Origin of the sequence: Rhodococcus sp. Leaf278, from assembly GCF_001426085.1 — a bacterium.
GTDB lineage: Bacteria > Actinomycetota > Actinomycetes > Mycobacteriales > Mycobacteriaceae > Rhodococcoides.
The window spans coordinates 388,820-405,162 of sequence record NZ_LMRR01000001.1 but is presented as its reverse complement, the minus strand read 5'-3'; the positions used below and the strand labels follow the sequence as shown (position 1 = coordinate 405,162).

20 protein-coding genes and 1 pseudogene are annotated in these 16,343 nt (G+C 62.3%); 9 read left to right on the top strand and 12 right to left on the bottom strand.

All coding sequences use genetic code 11. The features are described 5' to 3' along the window. Positions 1 to 49 precede the first annotated feature (49 nt). Positions 50 to 1,393: an MFS transporter gene (locus ASG84_RS02000; protein WP_057475334.1), complete on the bottom strand. Its 1,344-nt coding sequence runs from the start codon at positions 1,391 to 1,393 to the stop codon at positions 50 to 52. 164 nt (positions 1,394 to 1,557) lie between these two features. Between ASG84_RS02000 and ASG84_RS01995 the strand changes: the two genes are divergently transcribed. After that, positions 1,558 to 2,331 (top strand): metallophosphoesterase family protein, encoded by a 774-nt coding sequence (locus ASG84_RS01995; RefSeq protein WP_235581492.1) that lies wholly within the window; start codon positions 1,558 to 1,560, stop codon positions 2,329 to 2,331. A gap of 4 nt (positions 2,332 to 2,335) precedes the next feature. Continuing rightward, positions 2,336 to 3,508: a winged helix DNA-binding domain-containing protein gene (locus ASG84_RS01990; protein WP_057475333.1), complete on the top strand. Its 1,173-nt coding sequence runs from the start codon at positions 2,336 to 2,338 to the stop codon at positions 3,506 to 3,508. Positions 3,509 to 3,586: 78 nt separating this feature from the next. On the opposite strand, the gene ASG84_RS01985 is transcribed toward ASG84_RS01990, so the two are convergent. Together ASG84_RS01985 and ASG84_RS01980 are read right to left on the bottom strand one after the other, a co-directional pair. Beyond that, positions 3,587 to 4,204 carry a class I SAM-dependent methyltransferase gene (locus tag ASG84_RS01985; RefSeq protein WP_057475332.1) on the bottom strand — a complete coding sequence of 206 codons (618 nt, stop codon included), beginning with the start codon at positions 4,202 to 4,204 and terminating at the stop codon, positions 3,587 to 3,589. A gap of 155 nt (positions 4,205 to 4,359) precedes the next feature. Next, positions 4,360 to 5,355 (bottom strand): alpha/beta hydrolase, encoded by a 996-nt coding sequence (locus ASG84_RS01980; RefSeq protein WP_057475331.1) that lies wholly within the window; start codon positions 5,353 to 5,355, stop codon positions 4,360 to 4,362. 457 nt (positions 5,356 to 5,812) lie between these two features. Here ASG84_RS01980 and ASG84_RS27325 point away from each other — a divergent pair, with 457 nt between their 5' ends. Next, entirely contained in the window at positions 5,813 to 5,983 is a 171-nt protein-coding gene (locus tag ASG84_RS27325) for a hypothetical protein (RefSeq protein WP_156399344.1), read from the top strand. 643 nt (positions 5,984 to 6,626) lie between these two features. Then, positions 6,627 to 7,334, top strand: a complete 708-nt coding sequence (locus tag ASG84_RS28670) for a helix-turn-helix domain-containing protein (protein ID WP_442970897.1) — start codon at positions 6,627 to 6,629, stop codon at positions 7,332 to 7,334. Between the two features lie 68 nt (positions 7,335 to 7,402). Here the strand turns inward: ASG84_RS28670 and ASG84_RS01965 are convergent, their stop codons facing one another. After that, on the bottom strand, positions 7,403 to 7,612 hold the full coding sequence (locus tag ASG84_RS01965) for a helix-turn-helix transcriptional regulator (protein ID WP_057475328.1): 210 nt from the start codon (positions 7,610 to 7,612) through the stop codon (positions 7,403 to 7,405). 88 nt (positions 7,613 to 7,700) lie between these two features. On the opposite strand from ASG84_RS01965, the gene ASG84_RS01960 reads away from it, so the two are divergent. Together ASG84_RS01960 and ASG84_RS26785 are read left to right on the top strand one after the other, a co-directional pair. Then, the gene (locus ASG84_RS01960; protein WP_057475327.1) at positions 7,701 to 7,946 is read left to right on the top strand and encodes a hypothetical protein; all 246 of its coding nucleotides are present in this window, start codon (positions 7,701 to 7,703) and stop codon (positions 7,944 to 7,946) included. A 316-nt stretch (positions 7,947 to 8,262) separates the two neighbouring features. After that, positions 8,263 to 8,964: a DUF3800 domain-containing protein gene (locus ASG84_RS26785; protein ID WP_162248305.1), complete on the top strand. Its 702-nt coding sequence runs from the start codon at positions 8,263 to 8,265 to the stop codon at positions 8,962 to 8,964. A 310-nt stretch (positions 8,965 to 9,274) separates the two neighbouring features. Here ASG84_RS26785 and ASG84_RS01950 read toward each other — a convergent pair whose 3' ends face one another. The 3 genes and pseudogenes from ASG84_RS01950 to ASG84_RS28665 form a co-directional block, all read right to left on the bottom strand. Then, positions 9,275 to 9,463, bottom strand: coding sequence for a hypothetical protein (locus ASG84_RS01950; RefSeq protein ID WP_057475326.1), 189 nt, complete (start codon positions 9,461 to 9,463; stop codon positions 9,275 to 9,277). Beyond that, positions 9,460 to 9,702 carry a hypothetical protein gene (locus tag ASG84_RS01945; protein WP_057475325.1) on the bottom strand — a complete coding sequence of 81 codons (243 nt, stop codon included), beginning with the start codon at positions 9,700 to 9,702 and terminating at the stop codon, positions 9,460 to 9,462. Before ASG84_RS01945 ends, ASG84_RS01950 begins: the two co-directional genes overlap by 4 nt. Before the next feature lie 36 nt (positions 9,703 to 9,738). Next, positions 9,739 to 9,897: pseudogene (locus ASG84_RS28665) on the bottom strand (HNH endonuclease); the annotation flags it as partial. Positions 9,898 to 10,033: 136 nt separating this feature from the next. On the opposite strand from ASG84_RS28665, the gene ASG84_RS01940 reads away from it, so the two are divergent. Together ASG84_RS01940 and ASG84_RS01935 are read left to right on the top strand one after the other, a co-directional pair. Then, complete coding sequence (locus tag ASG84_RS01940) at positions 10,034 to 10,390, top strand: hypothetical protein (RefSeq protein WP_162248304.1); 357 nt, start codon at positions 10,034 to 10,036, stop codon at positions 10,388 to 10,390. Positions 10,391 to 10,506: 116 nt separating this feature from the next. Beyond that, positions 10,507 to 11,637, top strand: a complete 1,131-nt coding sequence (locus tag ASG84_RS01935) for a tyrosine-type recombinase/integrase (RefSeq protein ID WP_082520748.1) — start codon at positions 10,507 to 10,509, stop codon at positions 11,635 to 11,637. On the opposite strand, the gene ychF is transcribed toward ASG84_RS01935, so the two are convergent. From ychF to ASG84_RS01920, 3 genes are read right to left on the bottom strand one after another with little or no spacing between them, the layout of a single operon-like run. Continuing rightward, a complete protein-coding gene (gene ychF / locus ASG84_RS01930) occupies positions 11,634 to 12,713 on the bottom strand; it encodes a redox-regulated ATPase YchF (RefSeq protein WP_057475323.1) in 1,080 nt (359 codons plus the stop codon). The genes ASG84_RS01935 and ychF overlap by 4 nt on opposite strands. 12 nt (positions 12,714 to 12,725) lie before the next feature. Next, positions 12,726 to 13,520, bottom strand: coding sequence for a TIGR03620 family F420-dependent LLM class oxidoreductase (locus tag ASG84_RS01925; protein ID WP_057475322.1), 795 nt, complete (start codon positions 13,518 to 13,520; stop codon positions 12,726 to 12,728). 34 nt (positions 13,521 to 13,554) lie between these two features. Then, the gene (locus ASG84_RS01920) at positions 13,555 to 14,391 is read right to left on the bottom strand and encodes a helix-turn-helix transcriptional regulator (RefSeq protein ID WP_057475520.1); all 837 of its coding nucleotides are present in this window, start codon (positions 14,389 to 14,391) and stop codon (positions 13,555 to 13,557) included. Positions 14,392 to 14,493: 102 nt separating this feature from the next. Here ASG84_RS01920 and ASG84_RS01915 point away from each other — a divergent pair, with 102 nt between their 5' ends. Further along, positions 14,494 to 15,264, top strand: coding sequence for an SDR family NAD(P)-dependent oxidoreductase (locus ASG84_RS01915; RefSeq protein ID WP_057475321.1), 771 nt, complete (start codon positions 14,494 to 14,496; stop codon positions 15,262 to 15,264). Between the two features lie 22 nt (positions 15,265 to 15,286). On the opposite strand, the gene ASG84_RS01910 is transcribed toward ASG84_RS01915, so the two are convergent. Together ASG84_RS01910 and eda are read right to left on the bottom strand one after the other, a co-directional pair. Beyond that, on the bottom strand, positions 15,287 to 15,619 hold the full coding sequence (locus ASG84_RS01910) for a CD225/dispanin family protein (RefSeq protein ID WP_057475320.1): 333 nt from the start codon (positions 15,617 to 15,619) through the stop codon (positions 15,287 to 15,289). An 84-nt stretch (positions 15,620 to 15,703) separates the two neighbouring features. After that, on the bottom strand, positions 15,704 to 16,321 hold the full coding sequence (gene eda, locus ASG84_RS01905) for a bifunctional 4-hydroxy-2-oxoglutarate aldolase/2-dehydro-3-deoxy-phosphogluconate aldolase (protein ID WP_057475319.1): 618 nt from the start codon (positions 16,319 to 16,321) through the stop codon (positions 15,704 to 15,706). Positions 16,322 to 16,343 lie beyond the last annotated feature (22 nt).

Genomic DNA, 16,343 nt, shown 5'->3' with positions numbered 1-16,343 from the left:
GATCCGGCTGTGTAGAAGATGCTCCGCTCCGTGACTACGCAGCCGTTCGTCAGTGCGCCACCGGCACTTCCGTATTGCTCTCGGAGCGGACTCCCATTCGACTGCGCAGAGCGATCACCAGTAGAACCGCCATCAGCATGACACCGCCGACGACCCACAACCCGGCCTTGGCGTTGCCGGTAGCGTCGAGCAGCCACCCCGTCACATAGGGGGCACCGAAGCCCGAAGTGTTGCCGACCGAGTTGATGATCGCGATTCCAGCCGCTGCCCCCGCTCCGGTGAGGAACGTACTGGGCAGGTACCAGAACACGGGAAGCGCGCAGAACACGCCCACGGCGTTGACCGTCACCGCGATCATGGTGGTGAACGGTGAATCCATGTACAGCGCAAACGGAATGGAGATCGCACCGATCAGGGTGGGGATCGCGACGTGCCAGGTGCGCTCACCGGTCCGGTCCGAGTGTCGACTCCAGAGCACCATCGCAACTGCGCCCACCGCGAACGGCACGGCCACGATGAGGCCCGTTGTCACGAGCGAGAAGTCGGTGTCGAACGTCTGCTTGAATCCCGCGACGATGCTGGGCAGAAAGAAACTCAGGGAGTAGAGACCGTAGGTGATGCCGAAATACACCAAGCCGAGCATCCAGACTCGGACGTCACCGAGAGCACGCTTGACGGAGCCACTGATGTGCCCGTCCTTCACAGCGTCCTCGGACTCCAATTCGTCGGTAAGCCAGGCCTTCTCGTCGACAGTGAGCCACTTCGCCTGAGACGGTCGATCCGTGAGATAGAACCAGGTGACCACTCCGAGCAGGATCGCAGGAATGCCCTCGAGGAGGAACATCACCCGCCAACCCGACAGTCCGAACAGCCCGTCCATGTACTGAATGATCGCACTGGACAAGGGCGCACCGAGCGCCGACGACACCGGCAGTGCCAGCATGAACAGGCCCATCAAACGGACTCGGTAGGCGCGCGGAAACCACATCGTCATGTACAGCAGCACGCCGGGGAAGAAGCCTGCCTCCGCGATACCGAGTAGCACCCGCAACCCGTATAGCCACCCTGCCGTCGGCACGAATGCCATGGCGGCGGCCACAATTCCCCACGACACCATGATGCGGGCGATCCACCGTCTGGCACCGAATTTGTGCAGCGCCAAGTTACTGGGCACCTCGAACAGCAGGTATCCGATGAAGAACAGTCCCGACGCCAGCCCGAACATCGTTTCGGTGAGGCCCAATTCGTCGCTCATGGTCAGCTTGGCGAGACCGATGTTGGTGCGATCGAGATAGTTGACGAAGTAGGCCAAACCGAGAAAAGGGATGATGCGTCGGGCGACCTTCTTGACCACCCTCGTTTCGATCTCGGGCTTCGACGTGACTGCAGACATGGGCTCGGCTTTCCATAGAGCGAGAGTGACCTGGACCACGTTATGAGTACGCCGAGCAGGGGTCTATGGAGAAATCACCCATCGAAGCCGGACATCCGAGAGCGAAGTCTCCAACGCTCGCCGAGGTCTCCCGTGTTGCAGGCGAACACCTACGCTGCGATCCTGTGGTTGTGCGGGTAGCTCTCATAGCCGATATTCACGGCAACATCGCGGCGCTCGACGCCGTCCTCGACGACATCGAACGGCAAGGCATCGACTCGGTGGTGAATCTCGGCGATCTGCTGTCCGGCGGACTACATCCGCGTCGGACTGCGGACCGGCTGATGGCGCTGAACATCCCCACGATCGCCGGCAATCACGATCGGTATCTTGTCGAGCAGGTTCCCGAGTCCATGGGTAGTTGGGATCGACACGCCCACGATGGACTCGACGACGAGCATCGACAGTGGCTGGGCTCGCTGCCGTTCTCACTCGAACTGGGTCACGGAATCCTTGCAGTGCACGGAACCCCCACCGACGATCAGCAGTATTTCCTGCACTCGGTCGACGCCAACGGCTCTCGCGAGGCAACCGAGGCCGAAATACTCCACCGCGCAGCAGGTTTCATGGATCGCTCTGTCATCGCCTGCGGACACACCCATCTGCAGCGACAGTGGACGCTTCCCAGCGGCACACTCGTGGTCAACCCGGGCAGCGTCGGCGCCCCCGCGTACGACGACGATCAGCCCTACCCGCACGTCATGGAATCCGGGTCGCCGCATGCGCGCTACGCGATACTCGACGATCACGGCACAGGCAGCTGGACGGTCTCGTTCGAGCTGGTCGAGTACGACCACGTCGGTGCTGCCGCCGATGCCCGCGCACACGGCATGGACGCCATCGCCGACGCTCTTCTCACCGGTTTTGTCGGCCCTGAGCCTCAGCAGCCGTCACACTGATCGCGTGAAGATCACCGACGCCCAGCGGCGACACCGGCTCGTCGCGCAGCACTTCCCCGAGGCTTCGAGCGTCGAAGCCGTGGTGTCGTCCCTGCTCGCGCTGCATGCCACCGACCCGGCGACGGTGTACTTCTCGGTGTTGGCCCGCGCTCGATCGCTGGGACTATCGGATGTTCGCGACGCGATGTACGAACGCCGGAGCCTCGTCCGCTTGATGGCGATGCGGCGCACGATGTTCGTCGTCGCGCACGACGACGTCCCGATGATTCATGCCGGCGCGAGTCTCGGGGTTGCGCGCACCATGCGAGCACGTCTGATCAAGCAGGTCTCGACGCTGCCCACCGATCCGGTGATCGACGATGTCGAATCCTGGCTCGCAGCAACCGAACAGGAAACCGAGGCGGTGCTACGGTCGATGGGAACCGCGACCGGAGCAGAACTGTCTTCTGCAGTTCCCGGCCTCAAGACGGCATATCTGCCGACCACGGACAAGGTGTACGACGTCAAGCGGTACGTCACCTCCGAGGTGTTGGTGATGATGGCCGCCGAAGGAAGATTGGTGCGTGTCGAGCCACGGGGAGCATGGACTTCTCGGCGGCATGCGTGGGCACCGATCGATCACTGGTGGCCGGACGGGATCCCCGAACTCGATGAAACCGAAGCACGTGCCGATCTTGCCCGACGCTGGCTCGAAGTATTCGGACCGGCAACTCTCGACGACCTGCAATGGTGGACCGGCTGGAACAAGACACAGACTCGTGGTGCGGTCTCGGGCCTGAACACCGTGGCAGTCGAACTGACCGAGGGCGACGGAATCATGTTGCCCGGCACTACCTTCGACAAGACCGCCGGCACGAGTGTCATGCTGCTGCCCGCTCTCGATCCCACACCGATGGGCTGGAAACACCGCGCCTGGTATCTGGGTGAGCACAAGGCACCACTGTTCGACACCTTCGGCAACATCGGTCCGTCCATCTGGTCCGGGGGTCGCATCGTCGGGGGTTGGGCGGTGACTTCAACCGGGGCGGTGGTGACCGAGCTCCTGGAAGACGTCGGCTCGACGGTTTCGAAAGCCGTTGGAGCCGAGGCAGAACGCCTCACCACCCTGCTCGACGGCACCGCGGTGGTTCCATCCTTCCCAACACCGCTGGAGAAGAAGCTGCGCGGCAAGAAGTAGCCGACGTTGGCCTACGAATTATTCATCTGCCCACCGTCGCAGGTGGGCATCTGAACAATCCGTGGGCAAACAGCGGTGTCAGAAGGCGTAGCGGCCTTCGGCCCAGGCTCGGGCAGCAGGAGGAGACACTTCGTCGACAGGTTCTCCGTCGCGGAAGTACTGCGTATGCAGAATTTTGCGCGAGTCGATTGCTTCCTGCCAGGCCTGCGTCGGGCCTTCGCCGAACCAGAGCCACGGGGTGATGTCGTCCATGATTACGACAGTGTCCGGGGTGGCGAGCGCACGTAGGTCCTCGAGGTCTGCGCGAGCACCTTCCACCGAATGATCACCGTCGACGAAGATGACATCGAATCGGATGTCCGCGTGTTCCTTCGCGTACGCGGCAACGGTGGTGTGCGAATCACCCTGAATCAGGGTGTGGCGGGCCGGAAAGTGTTCGTCGATATGAGCTTTCGCGGCGGAGCTGTACGCATACGCGGCCAAATCGAAGGACACGACAGTGGTATCGGGCGACGCGGACAGAAAAGCCCAGCTCGAGAAGCCGGCATTGAACCCGACCTCGCAGATCGTCCTCGTACTCGGACGCGCCGCAAGCGAGGATAGATACTTCTGCTCCGCCTCGTCGGCTCCCCGCTCGAAAGGTTCACCGGCGGTGGCTGTCTGGTTCACCAGCGTTTCGAGTTCCTGCAGACCCATCTACGTTCTCCTATCGTCTGATTCGGAGCGTAGCCAACTTCGATGTTCGATGCAGACGACACGGATCACTGGCAGAACACGCCACTGCGATCGCCGAGGTTGCACAGCAGGGTGCATGAAAATTTGTCGAGCGCGCTACTGAGCTGCGTATACGCTCACGGCTCTAGCCCGGCGGCCAGGGTCGGCCAGCTCTTTGCAAGCTGCTCGGCCCAGTACGGCCACGAGTGCGTACCGGGGCTGCCCAGATCGAAGGTGGCCGGAATGTTCAGCTCGACGAGCCTGTCGCGTAGCAGGCCCGTACAGAAATCGGTGCCTGCTTCGATGGCTCCGCCGATCACCAGCGTGTCGAGGTCTTCCAGCGTCTCGTACCGCTCGTGCGGACCGGGGAGGCCACTGGCGGAAAAGAGATAGATGGACTTGCCGCGTAGCGCTTCTGCGTTCGCCAGCAGGTCGTGGGCGGCCCAGCCCGCGTCGAGGGGCCCACCGAGCATGTTGTTCGCGTTGCCGCCGTAACCGGCGACGATGCTTCGCATGAGGACTTGCCCGAGTATGCCCTCGGACAAGAAGCACCCGCTGTACGCCGCGACGGCCGAGTACTTGTCCGGGTTCCGGGCGGCCAACATCATCGCCGACTGAGCGCCCATCGACAGGCCCGCTACACCGTCATTGCCGTTGCCCTCGAACTCCGCGTCGATCAACGGCGGAAGCTCCTGCGTCAGAAAGGTTTCGAAGCGGTAGCGGCCGAGGCGCGGGTCGTCGTTCTCCCAGTCGGTGTAGAAGCTCGCTGGACCGGCGAGCGGGAGAACCACGTTGACGTTCTTGTCACGAAAGAACTCCGCCGCGTTGCCCTTGCGAAGCCAGATGCTGCTCGACGGTTCGTTCTCCCCGGATCCGCTGAGCATGTACAGCGTCGGGCGCGGGCCTTTGCGCTCCGCCGGGGTGAGAACCTGCACCTCGATGGTTCGATCCATGCTCGGCGAGTACACCGACAGCCACGTCAGCGTCGGGCCGGTATCGATTCGGTTCTCGATCCGCGCCGGCCGGCTCGGTGCAGGATTTTCATCGTCGATGTCTTGAGCAGCAGCGGGCACGCCCGCTACGAAGGTGAGCAGAACTGCGATCACCACTAGAACCGGCCGCACGCCGAACATAGAACCCCCACTGCCCGCGGCGCTGTACCACCGCTGATGTCTGGGCAATGTTGCACGACGGGAGAGCAAGAATCGGACCAATCGTCGACAACTTGTGAGAAATCCGGGATTCAGCGTGTTCTGTACCGCACCGATTCACATAGTTCAGCACTGACCGATGCCGAGCTGCCACCACGTGACATGTCCAGGTGACTACAGATGTCGCGCGTCAACCTAGACGTTGAAGCGGAACTCATCGCTGGGCAATTGCAACAAACGGTAAGTGATGGGCAAGCCGCTTGAGCAGCATTTACGGGTCGATTGAGAGACTGTCTATAACGGCAGAGAGCGGTTCTACTGCGGACGCTCTGCGGACGGAGGGCGCGGTCAGTGATCAGTCTGGCGAAGTTCGTGGGACCAGTCGCCCACGTCTGGTATGCATTGGCTACGGTCCGACCACACAATCCCGGGGGTAGCTATGACCGATCAATCTGAACCAATCGGGGCGACCAATTCTCTAAGTGCCGAGATGCTTAACGACGGCGTGGACGAGCAGTTGCGGGTGGTGGACGGTGTAGCGCGCGATGCAGTTTTCGACCTGAATCAGGCCAGAGGGAATCTCCGTCAGGCCGAACACGCTGACGATTGACAGGGCACTCATCGATGGAGCTGTTAGCGATCGCGCTGTCGGGGGCAGCCGCGGTCTTGTCCTTCGCGGGATTGGTCGTTATGTGGCTGCAACTGCGAATAGCCGAGAACGTGGCGGGCGGGCGCGGTGTGTACATCACAGCGTGTCCAACGGGCATCCACACCTCAGATTCAGCCGGCCGGGGAAGTCGCGAATTCATCGTCAGGATTGAACTCATCGGTCAAGGCGCGCGGCATCACACCGCCCTCTCCCTTGTTGGCGTCACAAGAAAGCCAGATGGTGATCGTCCCATCCGGGATCGAATGGACAGCGACTCGGAGCCGATGGAATGGCGAGTGACGATCTTTGATGGGGACGACATTTCGGATGCATGGTGGATCTTCTCTTGGGCAGACGCACACGGCGACGGCCTACTAACCAACGCCTTGAGGATCCCACTTGATCAGGACGGTCGGGGGATCGAGCACTGGACTTGGAAGCGGTTCACAAAGGCCCGCTACCGGTTCCAGAAAGAAGGCCGCTGGTACTTACCCGGGTCCGGACATGCACGGCCTCTCGGAGAATGGAAGACGAAACTAAACATGGAGTTTCGTGAGAATCAGGGCCCGATTCCGCGTGGGTTATCGAGGTGACTGAGATCGAAATGCTGCTCCGTGCGCGCAGCGAGGTGGAGGAACTACGCCACCGGTGGACTGCGGTGTCGGCGGAACTCCAAGAGGTCACGACGTTGCTCGGAGCCGCCATCGAACGGATAGCGTATCTCAGTGCGGAGACTAAGAGCGGTGACGTCCGGCGTGAACGCCGCGGAGAGCTGAATCGAACGGCACGGGCAGTGCGGGTTCCGACCTCGCCATGGCTAACCCCATCGGAGGCAGCAGACCGTGCTCGTTTCCACCGCGAAACTATCTACGACGCGCTCCATCAAGAGGAGTTAAAGCCGGGTACCGGTCTGCGGGGTCGTCAACACAAGGCCCCGAATGGTTCATGGTTGATCCACATCGACGACCTCGACGCCTGGGCCTGCGGCGAACCCACACCAAAACGGCATCTCCACATCGCATCGGGAGAGTCGGTTTTGATTACGTCATCGAGTGACACGTGGTGGATCGGTGCATCGCTGCTGTTCACAATTGTCACCTTGACGCCGCCGAAAGAATCCAGCTCGAAGAAAACCAGACGTGCCTGCGCTGCCTCGAGGTCACGCCGTTCGGCAGCTCGCAGGTCCGCGTCTTCGGCGTATCGCCGGCTGTCGCGTACGGCAGGCGTGAGAGCTACAACAACAGCACCCAAAGTTCCAACCGCACCGAGCCACGCTGGCACCGATCCCCAATCGACCATGCGGCAACCTTAGGCCGTTACTGCGGTCGAACATTGGGCAACCAATGGCCGCTGAGATTGTCGGGCCAGAGTAGACGCTATTCAGTTGCGCCTGAGGTCCGTTCGAGCTCCTGGTCCGGGCCGGCTGCGGTGCCAGTCGTCGATGGTGGTCTCGAGCCATCCTTGGTTGCGTCCTACGAGTGCGTCCGGTTCTGGGAGCAGTCCTTTGCGTTGGTACCCCTTGACTGCGTCGAGGGAGATGCCGAGCTTGTCGGCGATCTCACCGCGTGAGAGGTATCGAGTCGTGGGCATGCCGACGAGTCTATCCCTTTAGGGGACTGGGTTGACTGGACCCCCAAAAGGGTTTGCGGTTGGCGAACCCCCGACCGGAAGGCCCGCCATGAACACCCACCAGATCATCACCAGCCACCTCGAAGCCGCAATCGAGATGCACCGCAACGTCGACCTCGGCTCATGGGAGCAGGCCATCACCGCCCTTGCTCTCGCCTCCGCCGCCGAACTTCCCCTGTTGATCGAAGAGGCCGAGGGCGTCATGGGTCGCATCGACCACGACTACAACTGCAAGTGGTGCCGCGGCAAGCTCGATGCCGGCACCCCGCCGCAGAGCTTCTACTGCACCAACTGATGGCGGCAGATCTGCCCCACCTGCCCCGGTGGGTCCGGTAGCGTCGTAGCTCGCTTGCTTTTCTGACCTCGCCGCCTGCGCGCGGTTGACGTCCACGCTGGACGCGAGGCCTCACCGAACGAGAAACCCGGCAAACCAGTGGTCGAACAGCCAGCAGATGCACGAACTCGGGGTCACTCGGCTGACATTCGACAACCGCCACGCCGAATTGAGTACGTTCGCAGAGAAGCTGCTCCCAGTACGCGATCCATGAACTTCACAAAGGTCAGATGCCCCGCGCGGCCAAAGCCACGAACAAGTTGCAACGATGTGCCTCGTGTTGCAAACATTCGTAGACGAGTCCTACGGCGCAAACGACTACTACGTCGGCGGAATCATCCTGAACGATCAGCAATTGGCTTACCTCGAGGGCGAACTACTCGACCTGAAACGCAGGGCGAGCGCCCAGTTCGGAGTTCCCGAGGACATCGAGTTACACGCGCACGAGATCATGCAATGCAAGCGATTGTGGAGATGCCTCAAAGGCTCGCCTCACGAACAGGTCTACATCTGCAAGCAGGTTCTCGAAGCAGTAGTCGCGAGTGGAGCCGTCGTGCATCTGCAAGGCGTCAACGTGCGTCGGCTCAATGCGAGGTACCGATACCCCGACAGCCCGTACGCGGTCTCGCTCAGGCACATGCTTGAGCGCGTCGAAGAGCATTGCGTGCGGCTCGGTGAGAGGTCCGAGGTGCTTCTGGACATCCTCGACGAGTCCGACACTGCTACGGCTGCCATCGCAGGCTACGTACGGCGAAAGACACCGGGCTATCGACCTATGCACCTGACCTCCATCGTGCATCCGATCCAGTACGCCGACTCGCGCGATCATCTGGGCATCCAGGCCGCCGACGTCGTCACCTACGTACTTCGCCGACACCTCGAAGTGCAGGTTGCTCACCCGAAAGCGCTCAGGGCGTCACGGATGCTTTTCGAGACCGTGTGGCCGGCGGTGCGCAGTAATCGCAAGTGGGAGCCCTAGACAGCACTAAAGCCCCCACAAGGGAGGGCTCTAGGCGGGACAACGCGGCCGGGAGCCGGCGCGTCGTGTAAGTACAGATTAGGTCGTTGCGTCAGTTGACGCAACCCCCTTACCCCCACCGGGCCGATCATGTTGCCGAGTCGACAAAATGCTCTGACCAGCCACATTGCCGACCACGGCAAGCTGCCTACATGACCTCCAGAGGCCCCAGGGGCCGTTCGCAATCAGGATCCCCAGACCCGTAGGCGTCCTGAGCCACAGAGCGTTGCGGCTTGGCCCTACCCCCACGGGGGGGAGGTGGACGGGGTACCTAGACATCGGGGACCTCGTGAGGATGGAACTTGCGCCCGCACCCCGGTTCGGTGCAGTTGTAGCCTCTGTCCGTTCGGTCTGCCGTCTGCCCGCCGAGGAAGTCACGGTCTATCTCGACTTCGTTCACCAGCTGGCCGTGGCAGTTGGGGCAACGTTTGTCGGTCGGCTCGAACACAGTCTCAGTCATGGCTTGTCGTCGTCGCTGATGCCGATTAGCTGCGTCCACTCATCGTGAACTCGTTTGCCCTCTTCGTCGTCGAGATACCTAACGACTTCCATGAAGGCACCAGCTTGCCCTGCTGCCCGGGCCATTGTGCGCTCATCGCCGTCGGCGTCCCCAATGCGTCTCAGCTCGAATGCAGTCCCGACGCGGGAGAGAGCCCAGGCCAAGACATCTTGTGCCTCGATACCTTCTTTGAGTGCCATGATCGGACTCTAACGGGTGGTTCAGGTCTGCATGCGCTACTTCAGACCTGGGTGTTGGTCATAGATCCCCGGATGCTTGCGCTTCTTCTGGTTCGCCCGACGAGCAATCGCTGACTCTTCTTGGGTCTTCTGTGTGTGGCAGCTCGGGCATGCGGCCTGCATGTTGTCCACCGTCTCGGTGCCGCGGCGGCGACGTTGATGATGATGTGGTCCGCTTCAGTGCCTTTGCCGGTGCAGCCGGGGTAGCGCAGCTGGCACTGGCCTTCGTCTCGCTTCAGCACGAGGGCCTTGCGCCTCTTGTGGCCGGCTCCGGTGCGGTAGCTGCTCCCTGTTGTTCGGTGGCGGCATGGTGGCTGCTTCCTGCATGCGTGAGGCCCGCCAGGCCGTTCTGCGCGCTCTTCGAGCAGTGGATCATGGCGTCAACAGCCTCAATGACGAATCCGAGCTGAGGCTCCTCCGCGAGCTCAAGAAGGCAACCATCGCAGACGTTTTTGTTGATTTGGCGTCGCAGCTCAGGAGGTCATGGGTACCGACGCCAGGCAGTCCCGGACCAGACAGCTGCGCCCTCTCCTACGACGATGCCGACGATCGCGCCAAGCGCAGCATTGTTGAAGCGGTCTTCGATCGAATCTTGCTGACCGAGAACGAGTTCGACGAGATCTTTCCGAGCGAACCTCCCCACCGATGACCGCACGCAGAAACCGACGGGCCGGTGTCGAGGACCGGTGGCGCGATCTTCCAAAGCCACGCCACGATGTAGACGGCGACGGCAATCCAATGTTCAATACTGACGGGCTTCCCGTAATGAAACTTAAGCCAAAGGCATTCGGCAAAGGAAAGCGTTGGCGTGCAGGGTATGTCGACGACGAGTCGACCGAACACGCGAAGTCGTTCACCCGTAAGGTCGACGCACAGAAGTGGCTCGACACGATCGTCTCGAGCCAAGTATCCGGCAACTACATCGACCCGGTGCGCGGTGAGATCACGTTTGCGTCGTTCTACAGAGAATGGAGCTCCCGTCAGGTGTGGGTTCCGGGCACGGAGCAGGCAATGAATCTGGCAGCAAACGGAGTCACGTTCGGCGCGGTTGCGCTGTGTGATCTCCGCCCGTCGCACATCGAGTCGTGGGTCAAGGCAATGCAGGACAAGCCACTGCAGCCATCGACCATAGGAACACGATTCAACAACGTCCGCTCGGTGCTCAAAGCAGCGAAGCGAGACAAGATACTCGGTGAGGATCCGACCGAGCGCATCACACTCCCCCGCCGTCGTCGTGCAGAGGCCGCGATGACGATTCCCGAGCCCATACAAGTGGGCGAACTGATCCGATCGGCCGACGGCGAATTCAAGGCCTTCGTCGCACTGGCCGCATTCGCCGGACTTCGGCTCGGCGAGGCCGCAGCCTTGCAGATCCACGACGTCGACTTCCTACGCCGCGAGATCCACGTGTGCCGCCAGGTGCAGCGAGCCAACGGCGGCACTGTCGAGATCCGCGCTCCCAAGTATGGCAGCGAGCGCACAATTCCGGCACCGGATGGCCTGCTCGAGATAGTCGCTGAGCACGTCCGACTGTGGCTGCCGAGCAGCGAGCCGACGGGATGGCTGTTCCCCGGCGAGCACGGACACCCGTGGCATCAGAACTCGGTCGGGTACCGCTGGCGCAAGACCAAGCAATTGGCCGGACAACCGGATTGGCACCTGCACGACCTACGCCACTACTACGCGTCGGGTCTGATCTACGCCGGCTGCGATGTGGTGACGGTCCAGGAAGCTCTGGGTCACAGCTCGCCCAACGTCACACTGTCGACGTACGCGCACCTGTGGCCGAACGCCGATGACCGCACACGCAATGCTGCGGACGCGATGTTCGTTGAGGCTACTGCGGACGCACTGCGGACCGGAAACCCGAAAATACCTGCTGACCAGCAGACCTAGACGTTGAAGCGGAACTCCACGACATCGCCGTCGGACATGATGTAGTCCTTGCCCTCGATGCGCACCTTGCCGGCAGCCTTGGCCGAGGCCATGGAACCCGCCGCGATGAGGTCTTCGTAGGAAACGATTTCGGCCTTGATGAAGCCGCGCTCGAAGTCGGTGTGAATGACTCCGGCGGCCTGCGGCGCAGTGTCGCCTCGATGAATTGTCCACGCCCGAGCCTCTTTCGGGCCTGCGGTGAGGTAGGTCTGCAAGCCCAGGGTGTGGAAGCCGGCGCGAGCCAACGCGTCGAGACCGGGCTCGGTCTGTCCGACGGATTCGAGCAGTTCCGCTGCCGACTCCTTGTCGAGTTCGAGCAATTCGGACTCGATCTTGGCGTCGAGGAACACCGCATCGGCGGGGGCAACGAGACGAGCCAGTTCGCCGATCTTCGCATCGTCGGTCAGCACCGACTCGTCGGCGTTGAAGACGTACAGGAAAGGCTTGGTGGTGAGCAGTTGGAATTCACCCAGCAGCTCGAAGTCCAGCTTCGCCTTGGCCGAGAACAACGTCTTGCCGTCGTTCAGCACGGCCTGGGCAGCCAGGGCCGCGTCGAGTGCAGGCTTGCGATCCTTCTTGATCCGCACCTCTTTCTCGAGGCGCGGGATGGCCTTCTCCAGAGTCTGCAGATCGGCGATGGCGAGTTCGGTCTCGATGACCTCGATGTCTGCGGTCGGGTCGACGCGACCATCGACGTGCACCACGTCGTCGTCGGCGAAAACCCGAACGACCTGACAGATGGCGTCGGCCTCACGAATGTTGGCGAGGAACTTGTTGCCCAGGCCAGCGCCCTCGGACGCTCCCTTGACGATGCCGGCGATGTCGACGAACGACACCAGCGCAGGCACCAGCTTCTCCGAACCGAACACCTCGGCCAGCTTCTCGAGCCGGGGATCCGGCAGCGCGACCACACCGACGTTGGGCTCGATGGTGGCGAACGGATAGTTCGCGGCCAGCACATCGTTGTTGGTCAGTGCGTTGAAGAGGGTGGACTTGCCGACGTTGGGCAGTCCGACGATTCCGAGGGTGAGGCTCACGGTCTATGGAGTCTACTTTGACGTCGCCACCAGTTCGGACAGTGCCCGGCCAGCGTCGATACTCGACGCACCCAGGGGCGCGAGAACCACGTGATCTGCGCCGGCAGCGTGGTGGGCGGCCACCCTCTCGGCAATGTCGTCGATGCTCCCCCACACCACCAGGCCGTCGACCAGTCGGTCGCTGAGCTCGTCGACATCGGCCTCGGTGAAGCCCATCCGCAGGAAGTTCTGGCGATAGCCCGGGACTGTCGCGAGAAAGCTCAGTGGCTCCCTAGCTGCGGCGCGGGCTCGATCCGGATCGGACTCGACCACGACGAACTGGTCGACCACCAGCGTCGACTCACCGAGTGCACCGCGCGTATGCGCCGTCCAGTCAGGCGTCACCAGTAACCCGATTGCACCGGCAGCACGGTCCCGCGCCATCTCCAATTTCTTCGGACCGAGCGCTGCGAGCAGAAGGTGATCGGTGGGGACCTCGAGCTCGTCGAGGTACTTCCCCAACCCGGCCAGAGGCCGAGCACTCTGCGGTCCGCCCAGGCCGAGGACGAATCGACCGGTGCCCGAGAGCTCGTCGAACAGTCCACCGGCCTGCGCAGGCGAGTACACATCGACCGGCACGATTGCCGGAACGATGGTGGCGGTCTCGGTCGCGTGAACCAGATCGGCCAGCCTGCCGAGCCGATCGATCTGCCCACCCGGCAGCCACAACGAGGTGAATCCGAGTGATTCCAACGCGCGTGCATCGTCGAGATACGACGGTGACACGTCGATGGAAATGCCGATTGTGCCGAGTCCGCGTGTGTCCATGGCTACGACGCTAAAACCTCGAGCGTTGTTCAGGTCAAGAGGTGATCGCCGAACTCGGGTCCCAGCTCGCCAGGATCGGCAGGACTTTCGCCGTGCTCGATCCTTCCTCGACTGTGTAGACGATCAGACTTTGATCCGGTGCGCTCGGCGACGTCAGAAACTCGATCCCGAATTGCAGGGTGCCTGCCGCGGGATGCTGAATGATCTTGGTTGCGCCTGCAAATTCGGCGACCTCGTGATCGGACCACCATTGCTCGAAACACGGCTCCGATGAACGTAATTCGTCGATCATCGCACTCAAGGTCGGGTCTCCCGGTCGACGAGCAAGATCGCGACGCAGCGCCGCAACCGAGGCCGCCGCGAACTGCGACCAATTGACGATTCGCTCACGGGCGATGGGATTGCGAAAGAGATAGTGGAACAACGAGCGATCAGCGGACGGTTGCAGACTCAGAACGGATCGAACCAGCGAGTTGCCGGCCAGGATCACCCCGTTGCGCCCGAGCAGAATCACCGGAACGTGGTCGAGGGTTTTCATGACCTGAAGCAGACCCGGATTCGGTAGCTGCGCAACGTCCTCGGTGGGCACAGCCGGGGACGCGAGATCGAGTAGATGCGCACACTCGACTTCATCGAGCTTCAACGCACCGGCGATTGCCCGCAGCACCTCGGGTGAGACGTTGGCCTGGCGACCCTGTTCGAGTTTGCTGTAATAATCCGGACTCACTCCGGCCAGCGACGCCAGCTCTTCTCGCCGAAGCCCAGGCACCCGTCGGGCACCGGGATACGTAGGAATCCCAGCCTCGATCGGGGTCATGCGATCGCGCCGATCACGCAGAAACGCGCTGAGAGCGGACCTGTCCTTGTTCACGAATTCCACAGTAACCACACGGGCGATCGCCAACCTGGTCATGACAGACCTAGGCAGAACGACGCCTGGTTCACGGCCTCGACCGACCGTAGACATGGCGTCATGACATCTTCTACTTCATCCCAGCTCCTCGGACGCACCGCCGTCGTCACCGGATCGACCAGTGGGATCGGTGCTGCCATCGCACTCACTCTCGCCGCCCAGGGGGCATCAGTGGTCGTCAGCGGCCGCGATGCCGAGCGCGGAAAGGCCCTGGCGCACCGCATCACAGAAGCAGGCGGCACTGCGACCTTCATCGACGTCGATCTCTCGGGCAACTACCAGGAGCTCCGCGACTTCGCCGCCCGCAGCACCGACGCTCTCAGCGGCCGCGTCGACATTCTCGTCAACAACGCCGGCATCTATCCGGCCACCTCGACGGCCGACCTGCCCGACGACCAGCTCGACGCCATGCTTGCCGTCAACGTACGGGCCCCACACGTGCTCGTCGGCGCGCTGGCCCCGGCCATGGCCGAGCGGGGCACTGGAGTCATCGTCAACATCGGGTCGTGGATGGCCACGATGGGCAGCCCGTTCGCCGCGATGTACTCCGCCACCAAAGCCGCAGACGAACAGCTCACCCGCAGCTGGGCCGCCGAGTTCGGACCACACGGCGTGCGAGTGAACGCGCTCGCACCCGGGGCAACTCTCACCCCGGGCAACGAGGATGCTCGTCGAGTTCTCGACGCCATGACTGCCGGCACACCGGCGGGCACAGTGCTCTCTCCGCAGGACATCGCCGACGGTGTGCTGTTTCTGGTTTCGGACAACGCCGCGATGGTTCACGGAACGACCCTGTACGTCGACGGCGGCATCTCGGTCACCCGCGGGTGAGCAGTGATCCGCCGCCGACCCGTCACATGGTCGAGACGACCAAGCCGATGAACGCAAGGTAGAGAACGATAAAGGCACCGAAGATGATCAGCGACAGCTTCCCGAAGAACGCGGCGCGACTCGACGAATACTCTGCTCCCTGAACGTCTCCCATCATCCACAGCGGGTGCACCTTCAGTGCATGGTTGAACGCGGGAATGGCCAGCGGCCAGAAGAAGATGATGGCCACGACGGCCCAGCCTGCGTTCGAGGACGGCAGGGTGGGCGTTTGGATATAGGGCTGCGCAGGTGGAAACGGCTGTGCGGCTGGGAACGGTTGTGCGGCTGGGAACGGTTGCTCGTACGGACCTGACATGAGAATCTCCCCCGATTGTTCGATGACGGACAACCAGTAGGACGCCGCATCGTCACGTCTGGTTCCCTCGGAGGAGGGGGAATCTCAGACCAGTTCGGCCGTGGCTGCCGCAAGAGCGACGATTGAATCCCAATCTTGTTCTGCGACAGCCGCGGCCGGAATGAGCCACGATCCGCCGACGCATCCGACGTTCGGCAGCGCCAGGTACGCCGAGGCATTGGCGGTGGAGATTCCACCCGTCGGGCAGAATCGTGCCGCCGGGATAGGCGAGTGGATCGACTTCAAGAAGTTCGCGCCGCCGGATGCCTCGGCCGGAAAGAACTTGAGCTCGGTGTAGCCGGCTTCGAGCAGCGTGAGCACCTCGGACACTGTTGCGGCACCGGGCAAATGCGGTAGTCCGGTGTCTCGCATGGCCTTCGTCAGGGACGGCGTGCAACCGGGCGAGACCAGGAATTGAGCACCCGCGTCGGCGGCCTGCTTGGCCTGGCCGGGAGTGATGATCGTGCCTGCGCCGACGAGGATTTCGGGGACTTCCGCCGCGATGCGCTCGATGGCGTCGAGTGCCACCGGAGTCCGCAACGTCAGCTCGATGACGGGCACTCCTCCCGCCACCAGGGCACGAGCGATAGGAACAGCATGATCGAGGTTCTCGATGACGACCACGGGGATGACGGGTACGCGGTCGAGCAGAGATGCAGTCACGTTTCTACCTTTGTTCGGAGTT

Excerpts from the sequence above, each read along its gene's own strand:
- ASG84_RS02000 (WP_057475334.1), bottom strand. The coding sequence starts at position 1,393 with ATGTCTGCAGTCACGTCGAAGCCCGAGATCGAAACGAGGGTGGTCAAG.
- ASG84_RS01985 (WP_057475332.1), bottom strand. The coding sequence starts at position 4,204 with ATGGGTCTGCAGGAACTCGAAACGCTGGTGAACCAGACAGCCACCGCC.
- ASG84_RS01980 (WP_057475331.1), bottom strand. The coding sequence starts at position 5,355 with ATGTTCGGCGTGCGGCCGGTTCTAGTGGTGATCGCAGTTCTGCTCACC.
- ASG84_RS27325 (WP_156399344.1), top strand. The coding sequence starts at position 5,813 with ATGACCGATCAATCTGAACCAATCGGGGCGACCAATTCTCTAAGTGCC.
- ASG84_RS28670 (WP_442970897.1), top strand. The coding sequence starts at position 6,627 with ATGCTGCTCCGTGCGCGCAGCGAGGTGGAGGAACTACGCCACCGGTGG.
- ASG84_RS01965 (WP_057475328.1), bottom strand. The coding sequence starts at position 7,612 with ATGCCCACGACTCGATACCTCTCACGCGGTGAGATCGCCGACAAGCTC.
- ASG84_RS01960 (WP_057475327.1), top strand. The coding sequence starts at position 7,701 with ATGAACACCCACCAGATCATCACCAGCCACCTCGAAGCCGCAATCGAG.
- ASG84_RS01950 (WP_057475326.1), bottom strand. The coding sequence starts at position 9,463 with ATGACTGAGACTGTGTTCGAGCCGACCGACAAACGTTGCCCCAACTGC.
- ASG84_RS01945 (WP_057475325.1), bottom strand. The coding sequence starts at position 9,702 with ATGGCACTCAAAGAAGGTATCGAGGCACAAGATGTCTTGGCCTGGGCT.
- ASG84_RS01935 (WP_082520748.1), top strand. The coding sequence starts at position 10,507 with ATGAAACTTAAGCCAAAGGCATTCGGCAAAGGAAAGCGTTGGCGTGCA.
- ASG84_RS01925 (WP_057475322.1), bottom strand. The coding sequence starts at position 13,520 with ATGGACACACGCGGACTCGGCACAATCGGCATTTCCATCGACGTGTCA.
- ASG84_RS01915 (WP_057475321.1), top strand. The coding sequence starts at position 14,494 with ATGACATCTTCTACTTCATCCCAGCTCCTCGGACGCACCGCCGTCGTC.
- ASG84_RS01910 (WP_057475320.1), bottom strand. The coding sequence starts at position 15,619 with ATGTCAGGTCCGTACGAGCAACCGTTCCCAGCCGCACAACCGTTCCCA.